This is a genomic window from Sphingobacteriaceae bacterium GW460-11-11-14-LB5 (assembly GCA_002151545.1).
GTDB lineage: Bacteria > Bacteroidota > Bacteroidia > Sphingobacteriales > Sphingobacteriaceae > Pedobacter.
In genome coordinates, this window is record CP021237.1 from 3,515,075 (window position 1) to 3,541,871 (window position 26,797).

At 39.4% G+C, this 26,797-nt stretch carries 23 protein-coding genes and 1 tRNA gene; 14 read left to right on the forward strand and 10 right to left on the reverse strand.

Translation table 11 applies throughout. The features are described 5' to 3' along the window. The first annotated feature begins 988 nt into the window (after positions 1-988). Entirely contained in the window at positions 989-1,558 is a 570-nt protein-coding gene (locus CA265_13965; protein ARS40701.1) for a hypothetical protein, read from the forward strand. Here the strand turns inward: CA265_13965 and CA265_13970 are convergent, their stop codons facing one another. Then, positions 1,559-3,982, reverse strand: coding sequence for a hypothetical protein (locus tag CA265_13970; protein ID ARS40702.1), 2,424 nt, complete (start codon positions 3,980-3,982; stop codon positions 1,559-1,561). Between CA265_13970 and CA265_13975 the strand changes: the two genes are divergently transcribed. From CA265_13975 to CA265_13985, 3 genes are all read left to right on the forward strand, one after another. Beyond that, positions 3,973-4,719 (forward strand): RNA methyltransferase, encoded by a 747-nt coding sequence (locus tag CA265_13975; protein ARS40703.1) that lies wholly within the window; start codon positions 3,973-3,975, stop codon positions 4,717-4,719. The genes CA265_13970 and CA265_13975 overlap by 10 nt on opposite strands. 59 nt (positions 4,720-4,778) lie before the next feature. Further along, positions 4,779-4,852 (forward strand) — tRNA-Cys (locus CA265_13980). Positions 4,853-4,886: 34 nt separating this feature from the next. Further along, complete coding sequence (locus CA265_13985; protein ID ARS40704.1) at positions 4,887-5,057, forward strand: spore protein; 171 nt, start codon at positions 4,887-4,889, stop codon at positions 5,055-5,057. 130 nt (positions 5,058-5,187) lie between these two features. Here CA265_13985 and CA265_13990 read toward each other — a convergent pair whose 3' ends face one another. Next, positions 5,188-6,180, reverse strand: a complete 993-nt coding sequence (locus CA265_13990; GenBank protein ARS40705.1) for a hypothetical protein — start codon at positions 6,178-6,180, stop codon at positions 5,188-5,190. Between the two features lie 10 nt (positions 6,181-6,190). Further along, positions 6,191-6,472: a hypothetical protein gene (locus CA265_13995; GenBank protein ID ARS40706.1), complete on the reverse strand. Its 282-nt coding sequence runs from the start codon at positions 6,470-6,472 to the stop codon at positions 6,191-6,193. A gap of 255 nt (positions 6,473-6,727) precedes the next feature. Between CA265_13995 and CA265_14000 the strand changes: the two genes are divergently transcribed. Then, positions 6,728-7,393 (forward strand): DNA alkylation repair protein, encoded by a 666-nt coding sequence (locus CA265_14000; protein ID ARS40707.1) that lies wholly within the window; start codon positions 6,728-6,730, stop codon positions 7,391-7,393. Between the two features lie 636 nt (positions 7,394-8,029). Here CA265_14000 and CA265_14005 read toward each other — a convergent pair. The 3 genes from CA265_14005 to CA265_14015 all read right to left on the reverse strand — a co-directional run bounded on the left by CA265_14005 (position 8,030) and on the right by CA265_14015 (position 10,438). Then, a complete protein-coding gene (locus tag CA265_14005) occupies positions 8,030-9,058 on the reverse strand; it encodes a dihydroorotate dehydrogenase (quinone) (protein ID ARS40708.1) in 1,029 nt (342 codons plus the stop codon). Between the two features lie 244 nt (positions 9,059-9,302). Next, entirely contained in the window at positions 9,303-9,953 is a 651-nt protein-coding gene (locus tag CA265_14010) for a histidine kinase (protein ID ARS40709.1), read from the reverse strand. Positions 9,954-10,027: 74 nt separating this feature from the next. Further along, complete coding sequence (locus CA265_14015) at positions 10,028-10,438, reverse strand: transcriptional regulator (protein ARS40710.1); 411 nt, start codon at positions 10,436-10,438, stop codon at positions 10,028-10,030. Between the two features lie 346 nt (positions 10,439-10,784). Between CA265_14015 and CA265_14020 the strand changes: the two genes are divergently transcribed. The 6 genes from CA265_14020 (at position 10,785) to CA265_14045 (ending at position 18,883) form a co-directional block, all read left to right on the forward strand. Next, a complete protein-coding gene (locus CA265_14020) occupies positions 10,785-12,692 on the forward strand; it encodes an ABC transporter ATP-binding protein (protein ID ARS42995.1) in 1,908 nt (635 codons plus the stop codon). 295 nt (positions 12,693-12,987) lie between these two features. Further along, positions 12,988-14,265 carry a DUF5103 domain-containing protein gene (locus CA265_14025; protein ID ARS40711.1) on the forward strand — a complete coding sequence of 426 codons (1,278 nt, stop codon included), beginning with the start codon at positions 12,988-12,990 and terminating at the stop codon, positions 14,263-14,265. A gap of 339 nt (positions 14,266-14,604) precedes the next feature. After that, positions 14,605-15,570, forward strand: a complete 966-nt coding sequence (locus CA265_14030) for a sulfatase-modifying factor (GenBank protein ID ARS40712.1) — start codon at positions 14,605-14,607, stop codon at positions 15,568-15,570. 35 nt (positions 15,571-15,605) lie between these two features. Further along, positions 15,606-16,925: a dehydrogenase gene (locus CA265_14035; protein ID ARS40713.1), complete on the forward strand. Its 1,320-nt coding sequence runs from the start codon at positions 15,606-15,608 to the stop codon at positions 16,923-16,925. Positions 16,926-16,935: 10 nt separating this feature from the next. Next, entirely contained in the window at positions 16,936-17,931 is a 996-nt protein-coding gene (locus CA265_14040) for a thiamine biosynthesis protein ApbE (protein ARS40714.1), read from the forward strand. 25 nt (positions 17,932-17,956) lie between these two features. Beyond that, on the forward strand, positions 17,957-18,883 hold the full coding sequence (locus CA265_14045; GenBank protein ID ARS40715.1) for a xylose isomerase: 927 nt from the start codon (positions 17,957-17,959) through the stop codon (positions 18,881-18,883). A gap of 237 nt (positions 18,884-19,120) precedes the next feature. On the opposite strand, the gene CA265_14050 is transcribed toward CA265_14045, so the two are convergent. Then, the gene (locus CA265_14050; GenBank protein ARS40716.1) at positions 19,121-20,608 is read right to left on the reverse strand and encodes an alpha-amylase; all 1,488 of its coding nucleotides are present in this window, start codon (positions 20,606-20,608) and stop codon (positions 19,121-19,123) included. Between the two features lie 749 nt (positions 20,609-21,357). Between CA265_14050 and CA265_14055 the strand changes: the two genes are divergently transcribed. Together CA265_14055 and CA265_14060 are read left to right on the forward strand one after the other, a co-directional pair. Next, a complete protein-coding gene (locus CA265_14055) occupies positions 21,358-21,879 on the forward strand; it encodes an acyl-CoA thioesterase (GenBank protein ID ARS40717.1) in 522 nt (173 codons plus the stop codon). A 70-nt stretch (positions 21,880-21,949) separates the two neighbouring features. Beyond that, positions 21,950-23,131, forward strand: a complete 1,182-nt coding sequence (locus CA265_14060) for a sodium:proton antiporter (protein ID ARS40718.1) — start codon at positions 21,950-21,952, stop codon at positions 23,129-23,131. Positions 23,132-23,301: 170 nt separating this feature from the next. On the opposite strand, the gene CA265_14065 is transcribed toward CA265_14060, so the two are convergent. The 3 genes from CA265_14065 to CA265_14075 all read right to left on the reverse strand — a co-directional run bounded on the left by CA265_14065 (position 23,302) and on the right by CA265_14075 (position 25,323). Continuing rightward, positions 23,302-23,865 (reverse strand): hypothetical protein, encoded by a 564-nt coding sequence (locus CA265_14065; GenBank protein ARS40719.1) that lies wholly within the window; start codon positions 23,863-23,865, stop codon positions 23,302-23,304. 458 nt (positions 23,866-24,323) lie between these two features. Next, positions 24,324-24,830, reverse strand: a complete 507-nt coding sequence (locus CA265_14070) for a hypothetical protein (GenBank protein ARS40720.1) — start codon at positions 24,828-24,830, stop codon at positions 24,324-24,326. A gap of 88 nt (positions 24,831-24,918) precedes the next feature. Beyond that, positions 24,919-25,323, reverse strand: a complete 405-nt coding sequence (locus CA265_14075) for a ubiquinol-cytochrome C reductase (protein ARS40721.1) — start codon at positions 25,321-25,323, stop codon at positions 24,919-24,921. A 112-nt stretch (positions 25,324-25,435) separates the two neighbouring features. On the opposite strand from CA265_14075, the gene CA265_14080 reads away from it, so the two are divergent. Beyond that, entirely contained in the window at positions 25,436-26,665 is a 1,230-nt protein-coding gene (locus CA265_14080) for a hypothetical protein (GenBank protein ARS40722.1), read from the forward strand. The last annotated feature ends 132 nt before the right edge of the window (positions 26,666-26,797 follow it).

Below are 26,797 nucleotides of genomic sequence, written 5' to 3' on the forward strand. Positions count from 1 at the left end.
ATGCGTTCTATTTTTCAGAAAAGCAATACCTGTGGTGCTTCGGTTATACCCGTCCCGCCCTTTGCTTAATCCCGATATAATTATACAATGATAAAGAAATTACCTAAATCGGGATAACACTGTCGGTCGGGTTTATTTTACCACAGATAGTAGCACTGTTATAGCCCCTTAAGCCCGATCGAAGCGAGATGCCGGTTATTTCAATCGGCAGAAGCGGGAGCGGGACTACAGAGAACCAATAGCCTCTGCAACTGCCTTCCAATAAAAGAAGCTGAAGTTAAGATATGTTTTTAGCTTTTAAATAATAAAATCATCAGTGCGTGACTGGACAAGCACGTGCCGAAGCAATCTCATGCTATAAATTCTCTTATTCTTTTTTGAAAAGCAAGGCCTCTGGTACTTCGGTTATACCCGTCCCGCCCTTTGCTTAATCCCGATATAATTATACAATGATAAAGAAATCACCTAAATCGGGATAACGCTGTCGGTCGGGTTTATTTTACTACAGGTAGCAATACCATTGTAGTGCCTTAAGCCTTTCGTGTGGACACATCTTTTGGTTTGGGTTTTTTATACGTTTTGCTAGCTTGCTTTAATAAATTACAGGTTTAACCGAAGAACACCGTCAATCCCAAGGGCCGGGAGAATCAAAAAAACAGGAGTAGTTCATTACAATTGGCACGAACAAACCTGAAACGCAGTGGTTTTGTGTTCGTAATCACTGAATTAAAGCTTAAAAGAGCATTGAACACAAAACAAAGTGCCGTTGTTTTTTTGATGTACGTGAGATTGTGTAAAGGGCCCATTGCTGGATTGACAAAGCGCTTTGGGTACTTTGGCGCTCCAAAGTACCATGCCACCGCGGCATAGAGCGGAAAAATAAATATTTTGCGTTCACGCTCGTTTCTGACGAGTATGAAAAGAACAAATCGTTTTTTAAGGATTAATCATTATTTTTTTTTACTAAATTTTTTAGTAAATTTGATTCATGGAAAATCTATTTTTAGTGTGTTTGGTTCCTCCTGTTTCTATCGTGGAAGACATCGACGAGATCAGGACATACATTTCAGAGAAATTTAATGTATACGAATCATTAAAACGCCCTGCGCACATTACCCTGTACCCTCCGGTAAAGCTGTCGTCATTTGATGCGGAAAAAAGATTTTTTAGTGCTTTAGCAGATGCTTCTTTCAGTCAACCCTTTACACAGGTGCTTAGAAACTTCAATTCATTTTTAGAGCATACCTTTTATCTCGACGTTGAGCAAAATGAAGGACTGATGGCGTTGGAAAAACAGATCACTAAAGCATTACAACCTTTAAAATTGCTGGAGAAGAAAGAAAAGTTTAATCCGCATTTAACCTTAGCTTTCAGAGATGTAAAACCACCCATATTTAAGCAGATTTCTGCCGAATTTAAAGACCGGAAATTTAAACGCGAGTTCCCCGTTTCATCCTTTTCAGTTTATAAACACATGGATAAAAGATGGCAACCTTTTAAAGAATTCTCTTTTAGAGATCCAGATACTAAACCCAAAGCATTAAACCTTTTCGGTTAATTAGAATGGCATGCCAATACCAAAGTTGTATTGAAGAAAACGGTAGGTATCTGGAGCATGTGTTAAATTATAATTGTTTTTAAAATCTCTGGCACCTGAGAAAAACTTACTGATTACCCACTGATCCGACCCCATAAACTGTGGATCTTTAAGTTTTAATCCCACATCAAACCTGAACACAAAATACTGTACATCATACCTTAAGCCTAAACCGGTACCAACTGCAAGCTGTTGCGCAAATTTGCTCAATTTAAACACCGTTTGTTCGTCAAGATCTGGCGTTGCTGCGAGAATTGATTCACCTTTACGTAGATTCCACACATTACCAATATCAACAAATGCCGCACCTTTTAAAGTTGCACCAAAAAATTTCTTGGCAACTGTAAAGCGGTATTCGAAGTTGGTTTCAATCCGCATGGTCCCAAGCTGATCGAGGCCATAAAAAGCCCTTCGTAAGGTATCACTTCTTAAAAGCCCTCTATCATAGTTGCCCGGACCAATGGTTCTGGCCTGCCAGGCCCTTACACCACTCGATCCACCGGCAAAAAACTGTTTCTCAAAAGGAATTCCTGTTGAAACCGAATTGCCGTAGGCATAAGCAACACCAGCATTTAAACGGGCAACAAACTGCCTTTCACCACCGAGGTGTTTGTACCACCTCAGATCAACTTCCGGGCGCATGTACTGATTAAACGGCAAACCCAATATTTTGGCTGGATCGTTATCTGCCGGGTCATTCTTCGCCCCGGTGAGTTTAGAAATTCCCTGCAGCATATTTCCCGCAATATCCATTCCCGCTCTTAAATAAACGAAAGACCTGAACTCATTCAGTTTGTTTGCGTTTAAGGTATAGGTATATTTCATCCCTAAGGTTAAATCCTTGCGTCCCAGTAATGTGGAATAATACAGGTTGTTAAGTACGGTATTCGGATCCACATTGGGATCCAGATTACCAAAACGGTATTCAAAGTTTAAAGGCGTAAAAGAGTGCAGCTTAGATTTAGTTTCAACCCAGTCGTAAGTAATGGAATTGATGAAAATCCTCCTCACCGAAACATCTTTTTGCAGGGCATAGATATAACTGCTTGAAAAAGTAGTGTGCGGCATTCCGTTGCCACCTAGCGTAGGATTATAGAAGGGAATCATCAGCCTTGGCACCGTAACACTCGCGCTGATCGAAAAATCACGCTGATAGATATCACTAAAAACCTTCGCTCCGTTACCAATCCGCGATTGTAAACCACCTTTAAGCTGCAGTTCGAACCGCTCTGCGCCTCTAAAAAGGTTGTTATTGGTGTAGGTATTACTGATGTTAAACCCTACGGTACCACCGTTAAAAGGTACCTCACCCTCTACCCGGTTAGTCATTACTTTTTGAGGGATCAACTGGATTACGGCATTTACTTTATTTGAGGTACTATCTCGTCTAAAATAATCGATTTTTACATTCTTAAAAATATTAAGCTCATATAAGCGATCATAAGTGAGGTTCTCATTCCGGATATCATAAAGCTCACCTTGCTTCAAAAAGTCGTACCTCACAATCGGATTCCGCCTGTACCGCTTAGAAAAATCGGTAAACACAATCCCGTTGATCGTATCCTTGCTCAATTTATAGCGCACAGAATCTGGGAAACCATCCGGGTTTGGAGCAATGATCATGTGCGTATAGCCAATATTAAATTGTTTATGCGATCCTTCAGTCGGGTCGGTTACATTTAAGGTTAAATCAATTTTATTGGTTTTAGAGTTTGCTTCCGCTCCGTAAACATCGAAATTTACATAAGGTCTTAAGAAATAGAAATAACCGTTTTCTTTCATGATCCGGTAAATCTGTTCCCGCTCGTAAGTTAGAGAGTCCTCATCATATTGCATGCCTTTGTGCAAATGTGTCACATTGGCCTTATTCGATTCGTAAAGGCTTTTAATACTTGCATTAGGAATCGAATCGCTCAATTTATTAATAAAATAAGCGGGCCCCGGTTTAGCACTAAAAATAACTTCGGCCTTTTTATCTGCAATCTTTATGGCCGAAGTTACTTCAGCCTGGCGATAGCCCTTACTTTTTAAAAATTTTTGTATCTGTGTTCTCGAAATCTCCACCAATGTGCTATCCAGAATGGCTGGTGGCGTACCAAATGGTTTAATGTCGCTGGTTTTATAGCGACCATCTTTTGTATTGAACAAATTGTACAAAGGTACATTGATGCTCAACTTCGATGCTGGTCTGATATCTTTCTGAACATAATTGTAAGCCTGTTCTTCAAATTTAGCATCAACGCTATCGATCGTTACCTTTTTCACTATCGATTGATAGTCGGCAATGTACTTAGTTGATGAGCAGGCCTGAATTAAAACAATAATAAATAGTAATATTGCAGTGCTTTTCAGTTTAATATTTATTGAGTTTTGGTATGCTTTCAAAATCACAGATTAGTTTTATAAAGTCGTTACATCAAAAAAAATACCGTAAAGAACATGGTTTATTTATTGTTGAAGGTATAAAATCCATAAAAGAATTTTTCCAATCAAACTACCAGATCCATACTATATTTTACAACAGCGAACAATACAATTTGTTACCCAAATTGCCTGCAAATATAAACTTATTTGAAGTAAAGAACGCTGAATTAGACAAGATTAGTACGCTGCAAACGCCACAAGGCTTTTTAGCACTCGTCTACATCCCTAAAAACAAAGAATTAGATCTAAAAGCGCTGAAAAATCAGTTCACTTTGGTTTTAGATGGTGTTCAGGATCCGGGCAATATGGGTACCATCATCAGAACGGCCGATTGGTTTGGCTTTAAAAATATCATCTGCTCTGCAGACTGTGTAGAAGTATTCAATCCAAAAACGGTACAGGCCACAATGGGCTCTTTGGCAAGGGTAAATATTTATGAAGCAGATTTACCAGCACTACTGGAGAAAAATACCATCCCTGTATTTGGGGCATTGTTAGATGGCGAATCGATTTACAAAACGCAATGGGGAACTGAAGGACTGGTGATTTTAGGCAATGAAGGAAAGGGAATATCGGCAGAAGTGATCAAAAAAATAAATAAACCGGTAACCATTCCGAGAATTGGAGAAGCCGAATCGTTAAACGTGGCCGTAAGTGCAGCAATCTTTTGTGCTGAGTTAGTGCGAGTTCGAAATTAAATTGAGATATTATTTGCGGGCTAACTAATAATTGCTATTTTTGCAGCCTTGAATTTAAGGGTCGAGTGGCCGAGTGGCTAGGCAGAGGTCTGCAAAACCTTCTACAGCGGTTCGAATCCGCTCTCGACCTCCATTTGTACAAATAAAATAATTAAAAGGTTATTACCATGGCAGTTACCAGATTAAAAAGAAAAGACAGAAGAAATAAAAATACAGCTCACCAAGAGGTAGCATTTTTAAAGAGAGCAACTAACATCGAGTTAGGAAGCCGCTCTGCACAACCTAAAAACGATCAATTAGCTAAAAACAATGCTGTTTTAGCTACTTTGGCAAAATAGTTTTTAGAAATTCTTCTTAAAGATTTAAAGCATCCTTCTGATCAAAGGATGCTTTTTTTATGCACGGATATTTTTAATGCACCAGGGGATAAAAGAATAAATCAAACAGATTCCAATAACCTGCCAATCATCATTCATCCACATTCATCTGGAAGGGCGGAAATATTGTCCAGGTTATACCAAAACTTAATGTCCTACCCGAATCAACAAAACGATAATTGTAATTATCGTGTCCAAAAGTATAATTGACAAAAAAACCAAACGCTTTCGTTTTTGGAAATGGATAAACGGTAAGTATGGTTTCACTTCTAAAAGGATCTACAAAAGGATGCGCACCTTGAATAAGCTCCATCCGCTCTGCAACAGAAGCACGAACATTTTTCAATTGCTTAATAAATTCATATCGAAGCTGCCAACGGTATCGCCCGTAGATCCGAATATCGTTTTCGGTAAAACCACCGAAATTACCTACTCCCAAAAACCGGTTATGGTACAACAAAAGCCCGCCTGTAACAGAATGCGTTCTTGAAGGTAAATTTTCAGAACTATTTTTATTATTCCGGTAATTAATCAGCAGTTCGGTTAGATTAGTGGAAAAATTCGCACTTCTACGGTTCAGGATTGCCGAAAGATTGGTTTCAGGTGTAATTTTATTATAAAGCGCCTCACTTTCCGGTGATCCATCAACTAGGGTCTCAGAAAAGGCACTTCCAGACTGCCCATTCGAATAATGACCACTTTCTAAGGAAATGGCAATAAAATTATTATCATTCAACCTGCGCATCATTTGGCCACCAAGCTGTACCCTATACGAGGGCATAATCACAGGCAAAGACTCACTGTCGTACATTCTAAGCTGCGATCTAAAAGCAACATATGCAGCAAATACATTCTTTTTCAAGGGTTTTTCCATTAAACCTTTCTCCATATTATTAAAAAAGCTGTAACGTACATTTGGGTTTGCTTCGAAAACAAGTTTTTCGGAAGAAAGCACACTGGTTTTATAACCTAGATTTGCATCTTCACCAATCGGATAATACTCGTGGAAATCATTAAAGCTCTTCTGAGCTTTTACTGAAAATACAACACAAGCGAACAACAGCGTTAAAATATTTTTTTTCATATTTTGGGTATTAAAGCATAATATTTTCAATTTTATCAAACAGCGCCGGGTCTATTTTTCCTGTATAGATACGGGAGCCTGATGCTATTTTATTAAAATACCATAAATAGGTAAACCCTTGTTGATTCAACTCAGCAATCAATGATTTCCTGAGATCAATGGATGTTATTTCCAGAAAAAAAGTTGCATCAATCCGTTCTACTATCGCACCAGACTGAGCGATAAACGTCTTGATGTTATTGAGCTGGGCTTCAGAAGCTCCCGTTACCACAAGAACATTGGCATACAACATAACTGGCTTATTTTAAGAGATTTAATTAATAACTGTATTAAATCTATGCTTAAAGCAGGGCCTGCACAATACCTAGTATTAAGTATTTTTGGAAGATATTTAATGGAGGCGTGATTTTAGTTATCGTTAATTACGGGAACCAGATGAACGGAATAATGCTCCTACAAGAATTCATCTGGATATTTTCAAGTACAGACATCTTTTTTAAGATCAAAAACTTAATTTTATATTATTGTTCATTTATTTTGAAAGTATATGAATCTTAAAAATGTATTAGATCAGCTTAAATCACTGGCAGATGAGAAAGTCCGTGCCATGCACATTAAAAACGGCGCCAGAGAAAACATTTTTGGTGTTAAAATGGGCGACATCAGGGCAGTAGCAAAAAAGATCAAAACCGATCATGAGCTTGCACTTCAACTTTGGGAAACCGAAAATATTGATGCCAGGTTGCTTGCCATCTTAATCCTGAAACCAAAAGCACTATCGGCAGCACAAATTGAGCAGATGGTCGCTTCAGAAAATTTTACCTGGGCTGCAGATTGGTTTTACAACTACATTGTTAAAGAATACCCGGATAAGGAGCAGTTTCGTGAAAAGTGGATGAACTCGGGTAATATTATGCTGGCCCGGGCAGGCTGGAGCCTAACCAGCGGACGTATAAGCCGGGCACCTGAGGGATTAGACATTCCTGCCATTCTCGATCGGATTGAAAAAGAAATGCCTAAAGTAGCCCCAGAAATCCAATGGACAATGAACACCGCATTGGCGCAGATTGGCATTAACCATCCTGATTATCGAGAAAGCGCTTTAGCCATCGGCGAAAAACTTGGCATATATCGCGATTATCCTGTTTCTAAAGGATGTACCTCCCCCTTTGCGCCCATCTGGATTAATGAGATGGTAAGCCGGCAGAAGTAGTCTTTTACCTATTATCAGCATATTTCATGTATGATATCCCTCTGTTTAAAGCAAGCCCGACAAATCGTATTTAATCATAAAATTCAGGCCTTGTTAAATAAACAATCATAAGCATCCCGATTATTTTCAATCGGGATAAGGCGAATGGCGGAAAACAAGTACCTATGAACTGCTATCCTTCATTTCCTAAACATAAAAGACTTTTATAATCACTAGGAAATGGGGGTCTCGTTCTTTTGGCAATTTCAGTCCCGCTTTTGGTGCGAGTTCCGATGCTAATTTAGTGCCGATTTATCGGTAAAGGATCGGAAGCTCTCCCCGACAATCGGGTTTATTTAACTTGGGTCGGCGCACTGAAAGCAAGCCGTTGTTTATAAACCCGACAGAAGCGAACACGAACCCGGTTTTTTCCATCGGGTGAAGTAAAGCGGATGGCGGGGCTACTGTACCCATGAAACGTTGAACTTTCATTTCCTAAAAAAGAAAAAATTAATAATGATTAAGAAACGGCTGGTTCTGCTTATTTGGCAATTTCAGCCCCGATTTTATAGCCAAACCTTACTAACTAAACCTGATAATAGCGTAAAACCCGCAGGAAAGAAACGAGTGATGGCTCGGTGAAGGTGACGACTATATTTAAACCAGTTCTTTACAGATGCTTTTGATCAAGCCTGGTCCTTCATATATAAAACCCGTATACAATTGAACTAAAGATGCACCAGCATCTAATTTCTCTTTGGCATCTTTTGCGGAGTGTATTCCGCCTACACCAATAATTGGAAATGCTTTGTTTGATTTCGATGAAAGATAACGAATGACTTCTGTAGAGCGTTCTTTAACAGGTTTACCACTCAAACCACCGGTTTCACCAGTTAAATCTTTCTCAGTAGCCAGATTTTCCCGGCTAATGGTTGTATTGGTGGCGATAATGCCTGCAATTTTGGTTTCCGCAACAATTTCGATAATATCGTCTAATTGCGCATCAGTTAAATCAGGCGCAATTTTTAATAAAATCGGACGTGAAATATCGTTTTTACGATTACGTTGCTGTAAAGTATTGAGGATTTTCTTCAGGGGTTCTTTTTCCTGAAGTTCGCGTAAGCCTGGTGTATTGGGCGAACTTACATTGACCACAAAATAATCGACCACATCAAAAAGGCGATCGAAACATTTAATATAGTCGCTTACGGCATCTTCATTTGGGGTAGCTTTGTTTTTACCAATGTTTCCACCTACAACAATATCAGGATGTTTATCTTTTAGCAAGCGCAAACGCTCGGCCATTACATCTACCCCCTTATTGTTAAAACCCATCCGGTTAATTAAGGCTTCATCATTAGGTAAGCGGAACATCCGGGGTTTATCGTTTCCGGGCTGAGGCATTGGTGTGACGGTACCCACTTCAATAAATCCAAAACCTAAATTGCTAAGCGGCTCTACATATTCACCGTTTTTGTCAAATCCGGCAGCCAAACCCACAGGATTTCTGAATTTAATGCCAAAAACCTCGCGCTCTAAACCTTTAATATGCACATCAAAGCTGCTACGAATAATGGTTTTACCAAGCGGAAATTTATCATTAAACCATTTTAACCGCTTAACTACAAAATAATGTACGTTTTCAGGGTCAAATTTGAAGAATATTGGTTTAATAAGGCGATACATGGCACGAAGATAAGAACTTAATGCTAATTATGGAAGATGGAAAATGTAAAAGGAAAGATGGAAACCTTTATGACGTACAAAATTTTGGTTGATGGCTCATCGTCAATAGTAAAATTGCCACGAGCAGATAGTACACTAGCCTATCAACCATTTACCAAAAGTAGTCAACTACAAACTAGCTCACAACTTCCATTCTACATCTTCCATCCTACATTTTCCCTCTCACATCTTCCATCCTACATCCCTAATATGCTGCCGTAAACTGCTCCTGGTGGTGTGCATTATTTTCCAGCTCATCGGCAATAACGATCGCTAAATCTTCCACTGATAAAATAGAACGGCCTTCTTCATTAAAAACCGGACTTGTTTTACCCAAACGGTATTTTCCGGTACGACCAGTAGTGATGCCCTGATGCATCTCAATAGCTGGGCTAAAAAACAACCAATCCAATTCTTTCTCTTGCTTTAAGGTATTAAAATAATCCCTTACTGCTGTTGCACCTGGTTTGTATTCGGCAGGAAAGTGAGGGCCATCTACAATTTGGTGACCATCGATCTGCAAAGTACCCGCTCCACCGATAAAAATATAACGTTTAACACCCGATGCTTTTACAGCAGCCTGAATGGCCTCTGCGCCCTGTACCGTATCGTTGTATAAATTTGGATTGGTCCAACCTGCGTTAAAAGCACTTACTACTGCATCGGCACCTGTTAAAGCTGCTGCTAGTTTTTCAGTATCTAAAACATCAACCGCGATCTTACGCACATGATCATCGTTATGCTCAATTTTAGCAGTATCGCGCGCAATGGCGATCACTTCATTCCCACGACTTACTAATTCGTTCAAAATGGCTTTGCCTACAAATCCGGAGGCTCCTATTAATGCTACTTTCATATTATTTAATTTTTAAAATTGATTAACCTGTTATAAATTGTAATATTTTTTGTTACAGTTATGTTTAAAATTTTTTATTTAAAACCCGCACTAAAATCTTTTAAAGTTTTAGCCGAAAGATTCTTTACTAAAGCAGTTTCTGCTTCATCATATAAATCGGTTAAATGTTTAGTGATCTGTCTACCTACCGGACAATCGGGATTAGGTTCATTTTTGCTTTCGCCTAACAGGCTTTTTTGTTTAACGGCCCGGTAAACATCCCCAAGGTTAATATCAGCAGGGTTTTTAGCTAGGGTTGAGCCACCACCCTTTCCTTCTTTACTTTGAACAAAACCGTATTTATGCAAATTGGCCAGTTCCTTTCTCACCAGAACAGGATTACAGTTGATACTACCCGCAATGTATTCAGAATTCAATAGCTGCCCCTTCACCTGATCAAGGAGCGTAAGAATGTGAAGCGATATAGAAAAATGACTGCTATTCATACTGTAACTATTTTTATTACAGAACAAAGGTATGATAATTTTTATACATCATAAAAATTTAACATCATTAACCCTGCACTGACAATTGTAATGCCTTACCGTTTTATTGATCAATTAAAATTTGAGGATATTGAGCAGATAGGCGTTATATCGAGTATCAATTTAAAACAGTAATAATGATTAAACAGGCACTTAAAAGCTTTTGTTTTTACAAAAATTGTTTTCTAATGTTGATGCCACACGAATTAGCCGGTATTACTTCAATATAAACATTAATGTTGCTGGCTTATCCTATTTGACTTTGCAGCTGAAAAAAGCCTTTAAATTTCGTACTTTTGCAGCCGAAATGATTTCAATAAATAATTTAACCTTCCTGATTGGCTCAAGGGCCTTGTACGATGACGCGAACTGGCACATTAAACCTGGCGACAGAGCTGGTTTAATCGGCGCCAATGGAACAGGAAAATCAACACTTTTAAAAATAATTGTAGGCGAATACGCACCAAGTTCGGGTACCGTTTCCATGTCGAAAGACTTGAAAATTGGTTACTTAAACCAGGATTTACTCTCTTACGATTCGCACCATAGCATTTTGCATGTGGCCATGGAGGCTTTTGAGCGCCAAAACCAATTGCATGATGAGATTGAAGAACTGCTTAAGAAAATCGAAACCGATTATAGCGAAGAGGTTTTATTTAAATTAAGCGATAAACAGCAAGAGTTTGAAGCTTTAGATGGCTATAACATCGAATATAGGGCCAACGAAATTTTAGCCGGTTTGGGTTTCAGTACGGCAGATCAGTTACGCCCTTTAAATACCTTCTCAGGAGGTTGGCGTATGCGTGTAATGCTGGCGAAAATCTTATTGCAAACACCTGATATTTTATTACTGGATGAGCCTACCAACCACATGGATTTACCTTCCATTAAATGGTTGGAGAACTATTTAATGGGTTTTGAAGGTGCCATTGTAATTGTATCTCACGATAGGTATTTCTTAGATAAAATTGTAAACCGTACGGTAGAATCGCGTAAGGGGAAATTAACCGTTTATGCGGGTAATTATAGCTTCTATGTTGAAGAAAAAGCCTTGCGTGGCGAAATCCAGAAAGGCGAGTTTAAAAATCAACAGGCCAAAATCAAGCAGGAAGAACGTTTAATTGAGCGTTTTAAAGCGAAAGCGAGTAAGGCTAAAATGGCACAATCGCGCATGAAGGCTTTAGATAAGATGGAGCGTATTGATGATGTGGATGATGATAACCCAACCGTAAACTTCGCGTTTAAATTCTCTAAACCTTCAGGCAGACACGTGGTGCGTATAGAACATGCCAATAAGAGTTATCCAAATGTGCATATTTTAGATGATGCTGAGGGCGTGATTGAAAAAGGTGATAAAATTGCCTTGATCGGTGCAAACGGTAAGGGTAAATCTACTTTATTGAGAATGATTGCCGGAGCCGAAAAATTTGAAGGTTTCTGCGAAACTGGTCATAACGTAACCACCACTTTCTTTGCGCAGCACCAATTAGAATCGCTGCATTTAGAAAATTCGATTTTAGAAGAATTACAAGCCTTTGCCCCAAAACATAGCGATACGGAATTACGTAGTATTTTAGGTTGTTTCCTTTTTACCGGTGATGATGTTTTCAAAAAAATCAAAGTGCTTTCTGGAGGAGAAAAATCGCGTGTGGCCCTGGCTAAATCGTTAACCACAGATTCTAATTTCCTGATTCTGGATGAGCCGACCAACCACCTGGATATCCAGTCGGTTAATATCTTGATTCAGGCATTGCAACAGTTTGAAGGTACTTTTATTGCCGTATCTCATGATAGGTATTTCTTAGATAATGTAGCCAACAAAATCTGGTTTATCGAAAGCGGAAAAATTAAACAATACCCTGGTACTTATGCCGAATATGAAGAATGGAATAGCAAAAGGATAATTCCGGCGGCTAAACCTATTCCGGTTAAAATGCCAGAAAAGCAAAAGGAACAGCCAAAACCTGTTACGCCAAATGCAGCCAATCAATTAAAAAAACTGAACGACGAGCTGCAAAAAACAGAAAAGTTAATTACCGAACTGGAGCAGCAGGTTAAAAATATTGAAGCAGAATTGGCAGATGAGCATGTTTATGCCAACGCCGATAAATTAGCAGAAGCCAACAAACGTTATTTGGCCACTAAACAGGAGTTAGATCTTAGCCAAAATAAATGGGAAAGTTTAGCTGCTGAAATTATGGAGCTGGAGGCTTAGTTTAAGTTATTATAGATATACAGCCGTCTCGATTTATATCGGAACGGCTTTTTTGTTTTGTAATGATTCTTTTTGCCACGGAAATACGGATTAGCACGGAAGGAGTTAAATTCTTCGTCCCGTCATCTCGACTGGAACGCAGTGGAATGGAGAGATCTATCTCGAGTTAGATTTCTCGACTTCGTTGCACTCCGCTCGAAATGACGGCACTGGAATCTTCCTTGCCAATCCCTGCCTCGGTGGCTAAACTTAAAGATGGGTTTTGCCACTTCCCAATAAAACTTTACTTTTAACCATGCAGAAAATATTAATTCCGGTTTTATTTTTCATCTCCAGCCTGGCCTTTGCGCAAAACGACAAAACGTTTACCAACGAGAATAAAATTTATCTTCCAAATATTAAAACTGTACTTTGTTATAACAGCAATAAAGAGCAGAGTTTACCTGTAATTATGCTCAATTCGTCGGAAACGATAACTTTTTCGTTCGATGATTTACTGGCGGGTACCCAAAACTACTGGTATACCATTGAACATTGCACCGCAGAATGGGAAACATCGAAAATTTCGAGCATCGATTATTTAGGAAGTTTTAATGATGACCGCATCATCAATTATCGCTACTCTTCTAATACCGCACGAAAATATACACATTACGAAATCAGCTTACCCAATACCCAAATCCAGCCAAAAATTGGGGGAAATTATGTGTTAAAAGTGTATTTAGATGGCGACAAAAACAAACCTGTTATTTCGCAACGCTTTTACATGCTCGACAATCAGGTTGCTGTGGCCGCTGATGTAAATAACTCCATGCAGGTGGAAAATAGGAATTATAAACAAAAAATCAATTTTACCATTAATCACCCCTTCCCTATCCCGAACCCCTATCAGGATGTAAAAGCTGTGGTGATGCAAAACTTTAATGCCAATACCATCCAGGTTAATACCAAACCATCTTTTGTAAGGCCAAACCAATTGGTTTATAACGACCTCAATACCAACGATTTTTGGGGAGATAACGAATTCAGGAAGTTTGATACCAGGAGTTTAAGGTACAAGGCCGATAATGTGAAGGATATTTATCGCGATAATCAATCCGTAAACGTAATGCTTTTTCAGGATGCACCCAGAACAGTCGGTGCTTTTGCCAACCAGTACGATGAAAATGGAAACTTTTTTATCCGCAATACCGACGGACGGGACGATAAAACAGAAGCAGAGTACATGAGTGTTTTATTTACCTTAAATGCCCCGGCACCCAGCCCGAATGGCGATGCTTATGTTGTTGGCCGGTTTAACAATTACACCATGAGTAATGAAAACAAACTACTCTACGATGCCGGCAGGAAACAGTTTTATGGCAACGTGATACTTAAACAAGGCCTCTATGATTATGAATTTGCCTGGTACAATAAAGACACCAGGATAATGGAAACTAAACCTTTTGAGGGCGCATTTTTCCAGACTGAAAACAGCTATCAGATTTTTGTTTATTATCGTCGCCCGGGCGCACGCTGGGATACCCTCGTTGGTTATACCAATTTAAGCAATAAGGTTACCGATAGAAGGTAAGTCAGCTTGCAATGATAATGCATCAAAAATGCAAAACAAACGATGTAAGGTATATAAGCTTAAATGCCCTTGTATTCTTAAGTGGTAAATGACCTTTTACCTATAATACTCTTAGACAATTAATTATAACTAAGATCGATTTAAAAGATCTTCGCCGATCAGATCCTGAAACAAGTTCAGGATGAGGATAGCTTTAATTGTCAACTTGACTTTTAATGTGACAATACTTACCTTTATTGTTACATAAATTTTCTTTGTTTTAAATGTGGTTATTTACTTTAGCATTTCAGAAAGTAACCAGATAAACACTTAGAAAATAAGTGTATCTAACCAAAAATTATGTTTAAAAAGTTAATTGCCGCAGCATTAATAGCCTATCCTTGTGCACACATTTCAGCACAAACTTCCAGTGATTCGTACACACAATCCATTAACGGAACAAAACTAAAATTCGACATGCAGGCTATACCAGCAGGCAAATTTAAGATGGGAAGTAAAACAGGGAAAGCAGATGAGCAACCTGTTCATGAGGTTAAACTCGATGCCTTCTGGATAGGGAAACATGAAGTAACCTGGGATATTTTTGAGCCTTTCCTGTATCGTGATTACGAAAAACAAGCCAGCATAAGTGCTATTCCGGCTGAAGTAGATGCCGTTACCAGACCTACAAAACCTTATCTCGACATGACTTTTGGTATGGGCAAAGAACACCAGCCAGCCGTAGCCATGACCCAATATAACGCCATCCAATTTTGCAAATGGCTATATGTACGTACAGGTATTTTTTACCGTTTGCCAACCGAAGCAGAATGGGAATATGCCTGTAAAGCCGGTACTGAAACCAATTATTCTTTTGGAAATGATGCATCAAAACTAGGTGATTATGCCTGGTACAAGGATAATAGCGATAACAAAACACATCAGGTAGGACAAAAAAAACCGAATGCATGGGGATTATTTGATATGTATGGCAATGTGAGCGAATGGACCTATGATCAATATATCGCTGATTTTTACAGCCAAAGCAAAGATAAAACTGCAGAAAACCCTGTAGCCGTACCTGAAAAACTCTACCCAAATGCAGTTCGTGGCGGCTCCTATGATGAAACGCCCAACAACTTAACTTCAACAGCCAGATTAGCGTCTGATCCATCCTGGAAACAATTAGATCCACAGATTCCTAAAAGCAATTGGTGGTTCCCCGAAGCTCCGTTTGTAGGTATGCGCCTGGTACGTCCGGTAAAAACACCATCGAAAGCAGAAATAGATGCTTATTACAATAAACAACCTATAAAAGACTTTTAAAAAACACAAGCAACCACAATAAAAAAACTAAACACATGAAAAAACCAATTAACCAACAAGATCGTCGCGATTTTTTAAAGGCAACCGCCATGCTGGCAGGTGGAGCCATGATAAGCAGTATTCCATTGGCCGGGGCTTATGCTTCGGGCTCTGACACCATAAAAATTGCCTTGATTGGCTGTGGCGACCGCGGAACAGGCGCTGCTTTCCAGGCATTAAGTACCAAATTCAATATTAAGCTGGTGGCTATGGCCGATGCCTTTCAGGATCGCTTAGACAGCAGTTATCAATCATTAAACGGAAAATTCGCAGCGAAGATGGATGTTCCTAAAGAACGCCAGTTTGTGGGTTTCGATGCTTATTTAAAAGCTATTCCATTAGCTGATGTAGTGTTGTTAACCACTCCTCCGGGCTTCCGTCCTATCCATTTCGAAGAGGCGGTTAAACAGAACAAACAAGTTTTCATGGAAAAACCGGTTGCTGTAGATGCTCCAGGTATTAGAAAGGTTTTGGCCGCAGCGGAAGAAGCTAAAAAGAAAAAATTAAATGTGGTGGTAGGCTTGCAACGCCGTTACCAGACCAACTATCGCGAATCGATGAAACGCATTAACGATGGTGCTATTGGCGATATCATGTCGGGCCAGGTTTACTGGAACAGTGGTGGCGTTTGGGTACGTCCGCGTAAAGCGAACCAAACCGAAATGGAATACCAAATGAGAAACTGGTATTATTTCAACTGGTTATGCGGCGATCATATCGTTGAGCAACATGTACACAATATCGATATTGCCAACTGGATAAAAAACGGACATCCCACCTCCGTACAGGGAACAGGTAGCCGCGCCTGGAGAACAGGGAAAGACTATGGCGAGATTTACGACAATCACTCTATCGAATTAACTTATGCAGATGGCGCGGTAATCCATAGCCAGTGCCGACATTTCGAAGGCATCAGTAACCGGGTGGATGAATCTTTCCAGGGTACCAAAGGTAAGATTTACCTTTCCGGCAGCAACCAGGCCATCATGAAAGATTACAGCGGTAAAGAACTCTATAACCACAATACCAAAGGAAACGCAAATCCTTACCAAACAGAACACGACGAACTGTTCGATGCGGTTTCTAAGGGAGAATACAGATTTAGTAATGTAGATTATGCTGCAACCAGTACGTTCTCTGCAATTATCGGTCGTTATGCCACTTATTCTGGTCAAACCATTAAATGGGATGAGGCTTTAGCGTCGAACATCAGTTTAATGCCTGAGCGTTTTGCATGGGATGCGAACCCAAGATTAATGCCTGATGAAAAAGGACTATACCCTATTGCCATGCCTGGACAAGCAAAGGTGATCTAACACGAAATTGATGCGTTATAGATTTTTGCTTTTCCTGTTACCACTGATTTTTGCTTTCTCTTTGAAAAAGGAGTTAAGGCAATACAAAATCAATGGTCTTGCACAGGGAACTGATTATGCTATAATGTACTATGCTACTGATAGTTTAGCCACTCAGGCAGGCATAGATAGTTTATTAAACCAAATTGATTTATCGATGTCGCTTTACAAAAAGGGATCATTGATAAATCAGTTTAATTCGGCAGAAAAAGAAATCAAAACCGATCGTTTAATAAATGATGTGTTGAAAAGGAGTTTCGAGATCAATCAGGATACAAAAGGAGTTTTCGATATTACTGTTGCCCCACTGGTTCAGGTCTGGGGCTTTGGTCCGAAAGAGTCTAAAACCGAACCAGATCCCTCCGCCATTAAATCGATACTGGCCTGCGTAGGCATGAAAAACCTGAAGCTAAAGAATGGCTTATTAACCAAACTGAAACCCTGCGTGCAAATTGATTTAAACGGAATTGCCCAGGGATACAGCGTCGATTTAATTGCTGCTTATCTCGAAAAAAAAGGCATTAAACAGTATGTGGCCGAATTAGGGGGCGAAATTCGGATTTCAGGACCTAAACCCAATGGCGAAACGATGAAAATCGGTATTGAAGGCCCTGATAAAGATGGCACTCCCGTAATCAGGCACATTGCCGCCATCAATTCTGGCGCCATTACCACCTCTGGCAATTACCGGAAATTCCACCAGAGCGGGAAGAAAAAGATTTCTCACCTGATCGATCCTAAAACCGGTTATCCTTTAGATAATGAGATGATCAGCGTAACCGTATACGCCAATGATGCCATTACAGCCGATGGCTATGACAATGCCTTAATGGCCATGCACCTTAAAGATGCCATTGCCTTTGTAGAGAGCAGAAAAAATCTCGAAGCTTACTTTGTGTACCACCAAAAAGATGGCAAAGTAGCCGACACCTTAACCAAAGGATTTAAAAAATTAATTACACACTAGTATCTATCCGTTTAATAACAAACCGATGAAAAGAAGTGAATTTATAAGAAACAGCTTATTCACTGCTGGTGCAATTGCTACCGGGGCAGGAATTAACAATACTTTTGCGGCCGAAAAACCAGGTGCAGCATTAAGCGATAAGGTTTTTAACATGGATTATGCCCCACATCAGGGCATGTTCGAAAACCATGCAGGCAAGAATTTTTTAGATCAGATCCAGTTTATGTACGACAAAGGTTTCCGTGCTATCGAAGATAACGGATACCTCAACCGCTCTGTAGATGAACAGGAAAAAATTGGAAACCTATTAGCCAAATTGGGCATGCGCATGGGTGTTTTCGTTGTAGATGGCGGCGATAACTGGAAAACCTCTTTAACCACCGGAAAAAAGGAGTTTAAAGATAAATTTGTCGAAACCTGTAAAAAATCAGTAGAAGCAGCTAAACGCTGTAATGCTAAATGGCTTACCGTAGTACCTGGTTTTTACGAACGTAATTTACCTTATGGCAATCAATTTGCCAATGTAATTGATGCCATGCGTGCCGGAGCAGAGATTTTTGAACCCCACGGTTTGATCATGGTTTTGGAAACCTTGAGCGATACCCCGGAGCTTTTCCTTCAAAAAACAAATGAAACCTATGCAGTTTGTAAAGCGGTAAAAAGCCCTTCTTGCAAAATCCTTTATGATATTTACCACATGCAACGTACAGAAGGTGATTTAATTAAAACCATCGATCGCTGCTGGGACGAAATTGCATACATTCAGATTGGTGATAATCCAGGTCGGAAAGAGCCTACCACCGGAGAGATCAATTATAAAAACCTCTTTAAACACCTGCACAAAAAAGGTTATAAGGGTGTGATGGGCATGGAGCATGGCAACTCCAAAGGTGGAAAAGAAGGCGAACTAGCTGTTATTTCGGCTTACCGGGCTGAGGATAACTTTTTGTAAATAAAAAAATTCGTTGTTGCGAGAAGGAACGACAGCCTGCCCCAAATTTCGGGAAAGCAATCTTAAAACAATCACCACTAGCGGGCGCATTAAGATTCCCGTCTGCACGGGAATGACGCGTGGAGGGTTAGATGTCAGCGTCATTCCCAACTTGATTGGGAATCATAATGCGTCGAAAAGGCATTAAGCCAACGCCGTGGTCTGTGTCCCCACAGACCACAATATCACCCTCTTCTCCTACCCCACCTTCAACACCCAAACCGATACACTTCCCGCGTTGCAGTGAAACTCGGCCCAGCCATTTTCATCAATGATTACCTCCTGCTCCCTATAACCTAAGGCATCAACAAAGGTTTTTCCGGCAAAGTGTTTACCGATTTCCATTTCTTTAAAGCCTTCTTCTCCTGTGCTCATCAATACCGCCAGGCCGCTATTTTCATGTTCCTCATCACCTGTACGGGTCCAGCCGACACAAATATTATGGTCAAAATAATCGCGCTGCTCGCCATAGGCTAAAGCTGTACGGATTTTACTCATGGTTTCTACCACCGGAATTGGAACCAACTCCACGTGTACCTCATCCCCTTCTTTGTCTTTATCATCATAAATTCCTCCGTACAGATCGGGAAAGAACAAACATGGAATACCCTGTACACGCAACAGGATGATAGCATAAGCCAAAGGCCTGAACCAAAAATCGACATAAGATTCGAGTGCCTGCAAAGGTTGCGAATCATGGTTATCAACGAATGTTACGGCCAAATCCGGCTTCACCTGAACCAGGGTTCCATCAAAAATCGTTTGCATATCAAATGCCTCATCCTTACTCGCCAGGAAAAAATTATGGTGCAAAAGCGAATCGAATATTTGCGTTCTGCCACCGGTAATTTCGATATAGTTTAATTGCCCCTCTCTATCCACCACATTCCAATCTTCGGCCACAATAAAAAACTCCCGGTTAAATTTTTGATTCAGGTGATCGATCCACTCTACAATAAAATCCGGATTGATGTGTTTAACCGCATCCAATCGAAAACCATCTACTTTGGTGGTTTCGACAACCCATTCACCCCAGTATTTTAACTCTTCCACAACCGCCCTGTTGCGGTAATCGATATCATTGAACATCAGGTAATCGTAATTGCCAAATTCAGTAGAAGGAACTTCTTCAAAACCTTCACCTAAATAATTCTGGATCGAATAAATGGCTGTTTCTTGGAGGTCTTCTGCCCAGTCTACCCCACTAAAGCACTCATGATTCCAAATGAATTCAGAATATTTCCCCTGCCGCGCAGGAAAAGTAAACTTCGTCCAGGCTTCTATTTCGAAAACATCACTGGTAAATTCGTTTCTATTTTCCGGGTTTACCGTTCTAACGGCTACTTTTTCAAGTTCATCACCCCCAGCTTTGTGGTTAAAAACCACATCGGCTAAAACACCAATCCCGTTATCGTGAAGTGCTTCAATCGCTTTGATATATTCGTCTTTCGAGCCATGTTTGGTATTTACACTTCCTTTCTGGTCGAACTCGCCTAAATCGAATAAATCATAAACGGCATAACCAACATCATAGGCCGCATTGTTCGATTTATAAGCCGGAGGCAGCCAAACAGATGTTATACCAATTTCTTTTAAATGACTGGCTTCGGCAGCTACTTTAGTCCACAAATTTTGTTCTTCATTATAATACCAATGGAAAAATTGGATCAGGGTCTGGTTTTGCATTAATTCGATTTTTTTAAGGATAACATGATTGCTGATGAATTGTTTTCGGATTTAAATCGGGAACCCTCCAAATTCTTTTCCCGCTGATGGCGCAGATCACCGCAGAAAAAACAAACAGATCTGCGAAAATCTATTGAATCTCCGGGAACATAACTTACACATCTTCTCCCGCTGATGGCGCAGATCACCGCAGAAAAACAAACAGATCTGCGAAAATCTATTGAATCTGCGGGAACATAACTTACACATCTTCTCCCGCTGATGGCGCAGATCACCGCAGAAAAACAAACAGATCTGCGAAAATCTATTGAATCTGCGGGAACATAACTTACACATCTTCTCCCGCTGATTGCGCAGATCACCGCAGAAAAACAAACAGATCTGCGAAAATCTATTAAATCTGCGGGAATATACTTACATATCTTGTCCCGCTGATGGCGCAGATCACCGCAGAAAAACAAACAGATCTGCGAAAATCTATTAAATCTGCGGGAACATAACTTACACATCTTGTCCAGCTGATTCCGCAGATCACCGCAGAAAAACAAACAGATCTGCGAAAATCTATTAAATCTGCGGGAACATAACTTACGCATCTTGTCCCGCTGATTGCGCAGATCACCGCAGAAAACGGATGGCACATTGCGACCCCATAACATTATGCTGATCATGAAAAAGATCCTAAAATAAATTCAGGATGAAGACCGCCTATCTTATTTTAACCACATTTTACTTACTTTTGCGCTTAAATGAGTTTAAAAAAGAAATTTGCCAGAGAAAGTTTTACCATCATGAATGAATTGGTATTACCAAACGATACCAATACCTTAAATAACCTGATGGGTGGGCGTTTGCTTCACTGGATGGATATTGCAGCGGCAATTTCGGCTCAAAAACACTGTAACCGCATTGTAGTAACCGCTTCGGTTGATAACGTTTCTTTTAAACATCCCATTAAATTAGGCGATGTAATTACCATTGAGGCCAAAGTAACCAGGGCATTTAATACTTCGGTAGAGGTTCGTTTAGATGTTTGGGCAGAGAATATCCCAAGTGGTGCACGCCAGAAAAGTAACGAGGCTTATTATACCTTTGTTGCAGTTGACCAGAGTGCCCGTACCATACCTGTACCAGAACTTATCCCGGAAACGCCCGAAGAAAAGGATTTGTTTGATGGCGCTTTACGTCGCAGGCAATTACGTTTGGTTTTAGGTGGAAAAATGAATCCTGATGATGCCAGCGAACTAAAAGCACTTTTCTTTAAAGCATAATTTTTACATTAAATTCCTTTCTGCTTAGCATGATTGTTTTATTTTAGCGGTTTACCCTACGCTGAAAAATATGACAACTTATACCATTCTTATTATTTTAAGCGGATTAGTTATTTTCTCTTATCTGTTTGATTTAGTGGCAAGTAAGACCAAAATACCATCGGTTTTATTACTACTGCTTTTGGGTATTGGTTTACGTTTACTGGTCGATAACCTGAAGATACAAACCTTCAATTTTCTCTCTATCTTACCCACATTGGGTACTGTAGGGTTGATTTTGATTGTTTTTGAGGGCTCACTTGAACTTAAATACGACCGACATAAAAACAAGATTATCCGCAGTGCTTTTTTCTCTGCTTTAAGTATTTTATTGGGCACTATCGCTGTAATTACCACCATTATTTACCAGATCAGCCACCACGATTTATATACCTGTATTGCAAATGCTATTCCCTTCAGCGTAATCAGTTCGGCTATTGCCATTCCTTCGGCAGCGGCATTAAACAACCACGACAAAGAATTTGTAATTTATGAATCTTCTTTCTCCGATATTTTAGGGATTATCATCTTCAATTTTGCCATTACCAATCATTCGATCACTACATCGGCTTTTATTGGCTTAGGTTTAAGTACCTTCCTGATCCTTTTACTATCGGCCATTGCCTGTGTGGTGTTGCTGTATGTGATGGGACGATTGGTGCATCACATCAAATTCTTTTTAATTATAGCCATCCTGATACTGGTTTATGCCATTGGCCAATCCTACCACCTCTCCTCCCTGGTGTTAATTTTAAGCACGGGCCTGTTCCTGAACAATGCTGATGCCATTGAGAATGCCTGGTTCAGAAGTGTCTTTTTATACAAAAATTTAACGGCCGATTTATCCCAGCTTTATCAGTTATCAGCAGAAAGCGCCTTTATCCTCCGTACTTTTTTCTTCGTGATTTTTGGTTTTACCATGAATATAAGTAGCCTGAACGATAAAATTGTACTGGCCAATGGTTTCTTCATGCTTATATCGATTTACATCATCAGAGTGGTGTTTCTCAAAATATTCAAAAAAGAAAACCTGAGTCCGATTTTATACATTGCACCACGCGGACTCATTAGCATTTTGCTTTATTTTAACCTGCCAGATTCTTTAAAAATACCGGAGGTTGGTACACCATTTTTATTCCTGGTGGTATTGGGATCGAGTATTGTCATGACGCTGGGGATAACCTTGAGTAAAAGAAATAGTGTGGTTCATTAGTTTATTGGTTCCATAGAGCGGAAAAATAATACTTGTTGCCACAGGATAAGACTTTTTGGGAAATTAATCAATCGGTTAATCTACCCCAAACGCAATACGCCCATCGCAATACGCCCTAAGCTCTACTCCAAACGCCAAACGCCCAGCGCAATACGCCCTACTCCAACCGCCTAAGGCTTAAACTTAGCCGAAATGGTTTTTAGCTGGTGCAACTCGGCCAGTACATTTGGATTGGCCTGATAATAAATAGAATAATAACTGAGTTCGTTTAACTTATTTCCATCTGGTTTACGAAAGTTAAAACGTGCAAGATTCGGATTAATGGCATGAATAGGTAGTGCAACAGCATTTGCAAGTACCGTAAAAATGACAGAAAAAAAAGTAGCTGATACATCTTCCTTAAAGGTCGGCTCTTCCTTACCCCATTGATCAACCATTCTACCACTAGCGTCCATTTTATATTCTTCAGACCGGGTTTCACCAATTTTAATAAAACTCATCCCTTCATAGCCTTTTTTAATCGTTCTGATCTGTACGGTTTTAATTTCGCTTACCGGAACCTTGATAAATTCGCCATCATGATTCAGAATGGCATTCACTGAATCAACTTTATATAAAATGCCTTTGTATTTTCCATTTTGTGTTTTAAGAACGGCGATATAGGGTTTTATACTTTGCGCCTGTGCAATGGTAAGGGAGAGGAAAAAGAGAAGTGTAAAATAGATGGTTTTCATATGAGGTATTAAGAACTTATTTAAGTTAATACATTTTTTACTTAATTTAAAGATTTCTGTAACGGTGAGGATTAATTTATTGTATAAAATTCAATATTAATGATGTATACATTTATTTTTTTGGCTCCGGGCAAAGCCTTGCCTCGGCTCGCCGCCGCCGAAGGGCTTTTTCTTTTTGATGTCAAAAAGACCAGCGGAGCTAGCTAGAACGCAGTTAAAAAAATGAAAACAGGTGAAAAAACAAAAAACACCGGCTGAAAATTTTTCTTTCGAAGCTAGTGAGGCGGCTTTTTCAGTGGAGCCCGAAAAATTTGTTAGGCCGGATTTAAGTAGAACGGAGACATAATGCTACGGCCTAGCTATGCGGAAATGCCTAGGTACTACAAGTTACTCATCAACAGACAACTGCAAGATAACATCATTGATAGCGGAGTCGAAATGTTACAAAAAACAGCTCATTAAGGTTTATCAGTATAATAAGCTTTTGAATACTTTTCAAGTTTCTGATACTCGTTTGCAAAAAGACTCGTGTCTTTATTAATTCTGAGCATCATTTTATTGGCTAAAATCTCACAGGCCAATCCATAACCTACACCAGCTACAACCCCGGCAGATGTTATAGTCGCTAAAATAGTCAACTGCGAATCATCAGGAAGGTCGCTCAAAAATGCTGTAGAACCAATAGCGGCCCCGCAAATGGTACCGTACAACAAGCCCTGTGCAGTTGTAAAGCTATTTTTCTTCAAACGAATACTCATGATGTTTTGAGCCTTGATCACCACAGATTTTCCATGATCCATAACCGTAAGTCCTTCACTATTTATTTTCTCCAAAATTCCTTTATGGGTGCCTAAAGAATCCGTTCTTACCTTAACCTGGTAATTGATATATTCCTGCGACCTGCTTTCGCTTACAAACAGGCAGGTAACCAGAATAATGATCGTAGCGATTATTTTAAACTTCATGTTGAGTGCGTTAATATTAAATTGTTAATTGAAAACTGTTAATTGTTAATTGAAAACTGTTAATTGCTAACTGAAAACTGCAAACTGATCAGCTTCCCATTTCCAGAATCTTATCAAATTCTGCTGCTTTTAAGGGCATAACTGATAACCGTCCTTGTCTAACCAACGAAATATCGGTTAAACTAGGTTCAGCCTTAATTTGTTCGAGTGAAACCGGGTTTTTCAGCGTTTCTACAGGAGATAAATCAACCACTACCCAGTTGGCATCATCAGTGGTAGGATCCTGATAAAACTCTTTCACCACTTTTGCAATACCCACCACATTTTTGCCTTCGTTACTGTGGTAAAAAAGCACCAAATCACCCTCTTTCATCGCTTTTAGGTTATTCCGTGCCTGATAATTACGAACGCCATCCCAAAAGGTACGACCATCTTTGTTAAACTTTTCCCAACTGTATTTAAAAGGCTCTGATTTTACTAACCAATATTGCATATTTATATTTATTTAAAGTACTTCAAAGGCGGTTTTTCATTCAATCGTTGACAAAACCGTTGACAAAATATCCGCCTATTTCGTTATATTTGAATAACCAAATATTAAATCTATGAAAACCAAAACTGCTAACAGGTCAGAGAATATTTTCATAAAGGAATGGAACGGTACGGATTTTAATCTTTCTATTCCCACAAAAATAACAAACTCAAACAAACCTTTCATATATTTTTACTGGCCTAACAAATTAAAAGGGGGAAATCTCGACCGAGCACGAAAAGGTGGTGTAGGCGGAATAAATGATACTCGTTTAAAGATAAAGAAAAACGCCCAATTTGCCGTTGACGCCATTACACAATTATTGAGTAAAGGTTGGGACCCGTTTACAAACGAATTTGTTCAGGCAGGTATCAGCATAGATTTAAATGCTTTATCTCCTATCGTAAAATGCTGTAATCACTGGATCAAACATAGAGAAGAACGCTTTGAAGATAAAATGATAGGGAAAACAGCGATCAAAAACAATAAAATAGTTATTGAGCACCTCAAGGATTGGCTTACAAAACATAATTATTTATCCCGGAAAATCGGCAGCTTCACTTCAATAGATATCGACAATTTTTTTGGCTTTAAAACCAAACAGCGTAAGTGGGGGAAAGTAACCTACAATACCTATCGATCAGATTTGAGCACGTTTTTCTCCTACCTGAAGAAATATAAGGTGATTTCTGAAAACCCCGTGGATGACGCGATAAAAAAGTCCACGCACAAAGATAGTTCAAGGTTTATAATTTACGAAGAAGAAGAATTACAAAACATGGAACTCTTGCTCAGGGATGACCCTGCTTATTTCGGGCTTTACGTGGCCTCAAAAATGCTATATTCATACAATATTCGTCCCATTGAAATGACCAGGCTTCAGATCCATGACATAAATTGGAAAAGAAGAATTATCACTCTACCTGCCAACAAAACAAAAAATGATCAGGAAGCAATTTTTGAGTTGAATGAGGAAATGTCCGAACTCTTAAATAAGCTGATACTAAATAAGCCAGAGGCCTACTTTGTTTTTGGCCACAGGTGCAAACCAAGTTCAGAACCGGTAAATGAGCAATACTTTGGGCAAAAATTCAGGGCTTTCAGAACCAAATACAAACTTAGCAAGCATCTGAAATTTTATGCTTTGAAACACAGTTCGAACTTCTATGATCTAGAAGATGGAGCTTCTTTCTATTCTATTATGGAGAAAAACCGACACGCCTCTTTACAGATTACTACTGCATACATAAAACAACGATTACAAAAACGGATTATCCAGCCCACTAAAAACCGAAGATTTTAAGAGTATTAGCTTTAACAAAAATTGATCGTTATTTGAAATAATTGGATTTAATCTTGAATTCTTTTATTGCTTTCTTGACATAGCAACTGAAAATTTAAACATTTGAGCTACGATAGAGAGAAACAACGTTAA

Bases quoted from the DNA above. Each gene is read 5' to 3' on its own strand.
- CA265_13965 (ARS40701.1), top strand. From the start codon at position 989: ATGGAAAATCTATTTTTAGTGTGTTTGGTTCCTCCTGTTTCTATCGTG.
- CA265_13975 (ARS40703.1), top strand. From the start codon at position 3,973: ATGCTTTCAAAATCACAGATTAGTTTTATAAAGTCGTTACATCAAAAA.
- CA265_13985 (ARS40704.1), top strand. From the start codon at position 4,887: ATGGCAGTTACCAGATTAAAAAGAAAAGACAGAAGAAATAAAAATACA.
- CA265_13990 (ARS40705.1), bottom strand. From the start codon at position 6,180: ATGAAAAAAAATATTTTAACGCTGTTGTTCGCTTGTGTTGTATTTTCA.
- CA265_13995 (ARS40706.1), bottom strand. From the start codon at position 6,472: ATGTTGTATGCCAATGTTCTTGTGGTAACGGGAGCTTCTGAAGCCCAG.
- CA265_14000 (ARS40707.1), top strand. From the start codon at position 6,728: ATGAATCTTAAAAATGTATTAGATCAGCTTAAATCACTGGCAGATGAG.
- CA265_14005 (ARS40708.1), bottom strand. From the start codon at position 9,058: ATGTATCGCCTTATTAAACCAATATTCTTCAAATTTGACCCTGAAAAC.
- CA265_14010 (ARS40709.1), bottom strand. From the start codon at position 9,953: ATGAAAGTAGCATTAATAGGAGCCTCCGGATTTGTAGGCAAAGCCATT.
- CA265_14015 (ARS40710.1), bottom strand. From the start codon at position 10,438: ATGAATAGCAGTCATTTTTCTATATCGCTTCACATTCTTACGCTCCTT.
- CA265_14020 (ARS42995.1), top strand. From the start codon at position 10,785: ATGATTTCAATAAATAATTTAACCTTCCTGATTGGCTCAAGGGCCTTG.
- CA265_14025 (ARS40711.1), top strand. From the start codon at position 12,988: ATGCAGAAAATATTAATTCCGGTTTTATTTTTCATCTCCAGCCTGGCC.
- CA265_14030 (ARS40712.1), top strand. From the start codon at position 14,605: ATGTTTAAAAAGTTAATTGCCGCAGCATTAATAGCCTATCCTTGTGCA.
- CA265_14035 (ARS40713.1), top strand. From the start codon at position 15,606: ATGAAAAAACCAATTAACCAACAAGATCGTCGCGATTTTTTAAAGGCA.
- CA265_14040 (ARS40714.1), top strand. From the start codon at position 16,936: ATGCGTTATAGATTTTTGCTTTTCCTGTTACCACTGATTTTTGCTTTC.
- CA265_14045 (ARS40715.1), top strand. From the start codon at position 17,957: ATGAAAAGAAGTGAATTTATAAGAAACAGCTTATTCACTGCTGGTGCA.
- CA265_14050 (ARS40716.1), bottom strand. From the start codon at position 20,608: ATGCAAAACCAGACCCTGATCCAATTTTTCCATTGGTATTATAATGAA.
- CA265_14055 (ARS40717.1), top strand. From the start codon at position 21,358: ATGAGTTTAAAAAAGAAATTTGCCAGAGAAAGTTTTACCATCATGAAT.
- CA265_14060 (ARS40718.1), top strand. From the start codon at position 21,950: ATGACAACTTATACCATTCTTATTATTTTAAGCGGATTAGTTATTTTC.
- CA265_14065 (ARS40719.1), bottom strand. From the start codon at position 23,865: ATGAAAACCATCTATTTTACACTTCTCTTTTTCCTCTCCCTTACCATT.
- CA265_14070 (ARS40720.1), bottom strand. From the start codon at position 24,830: ATGAAGTTTAAAATAATCGCTACGATCATTATTCTGGTTACCTGCCTG.
- CA265_14075 (ARS40721.1), bottom strand. From the start codon at position 25,323: ATGCAATATTGGTTAGTAAAATCAGAGCCTTTTAAATACAGTTGGGAA.
- CA265_14080 (ARS40722.1), top strand. From the start codon at position 25,436: ATGAAAACCAAAACTGCTAACAGGTCAGAGAATATTTTCATAAAGGAA.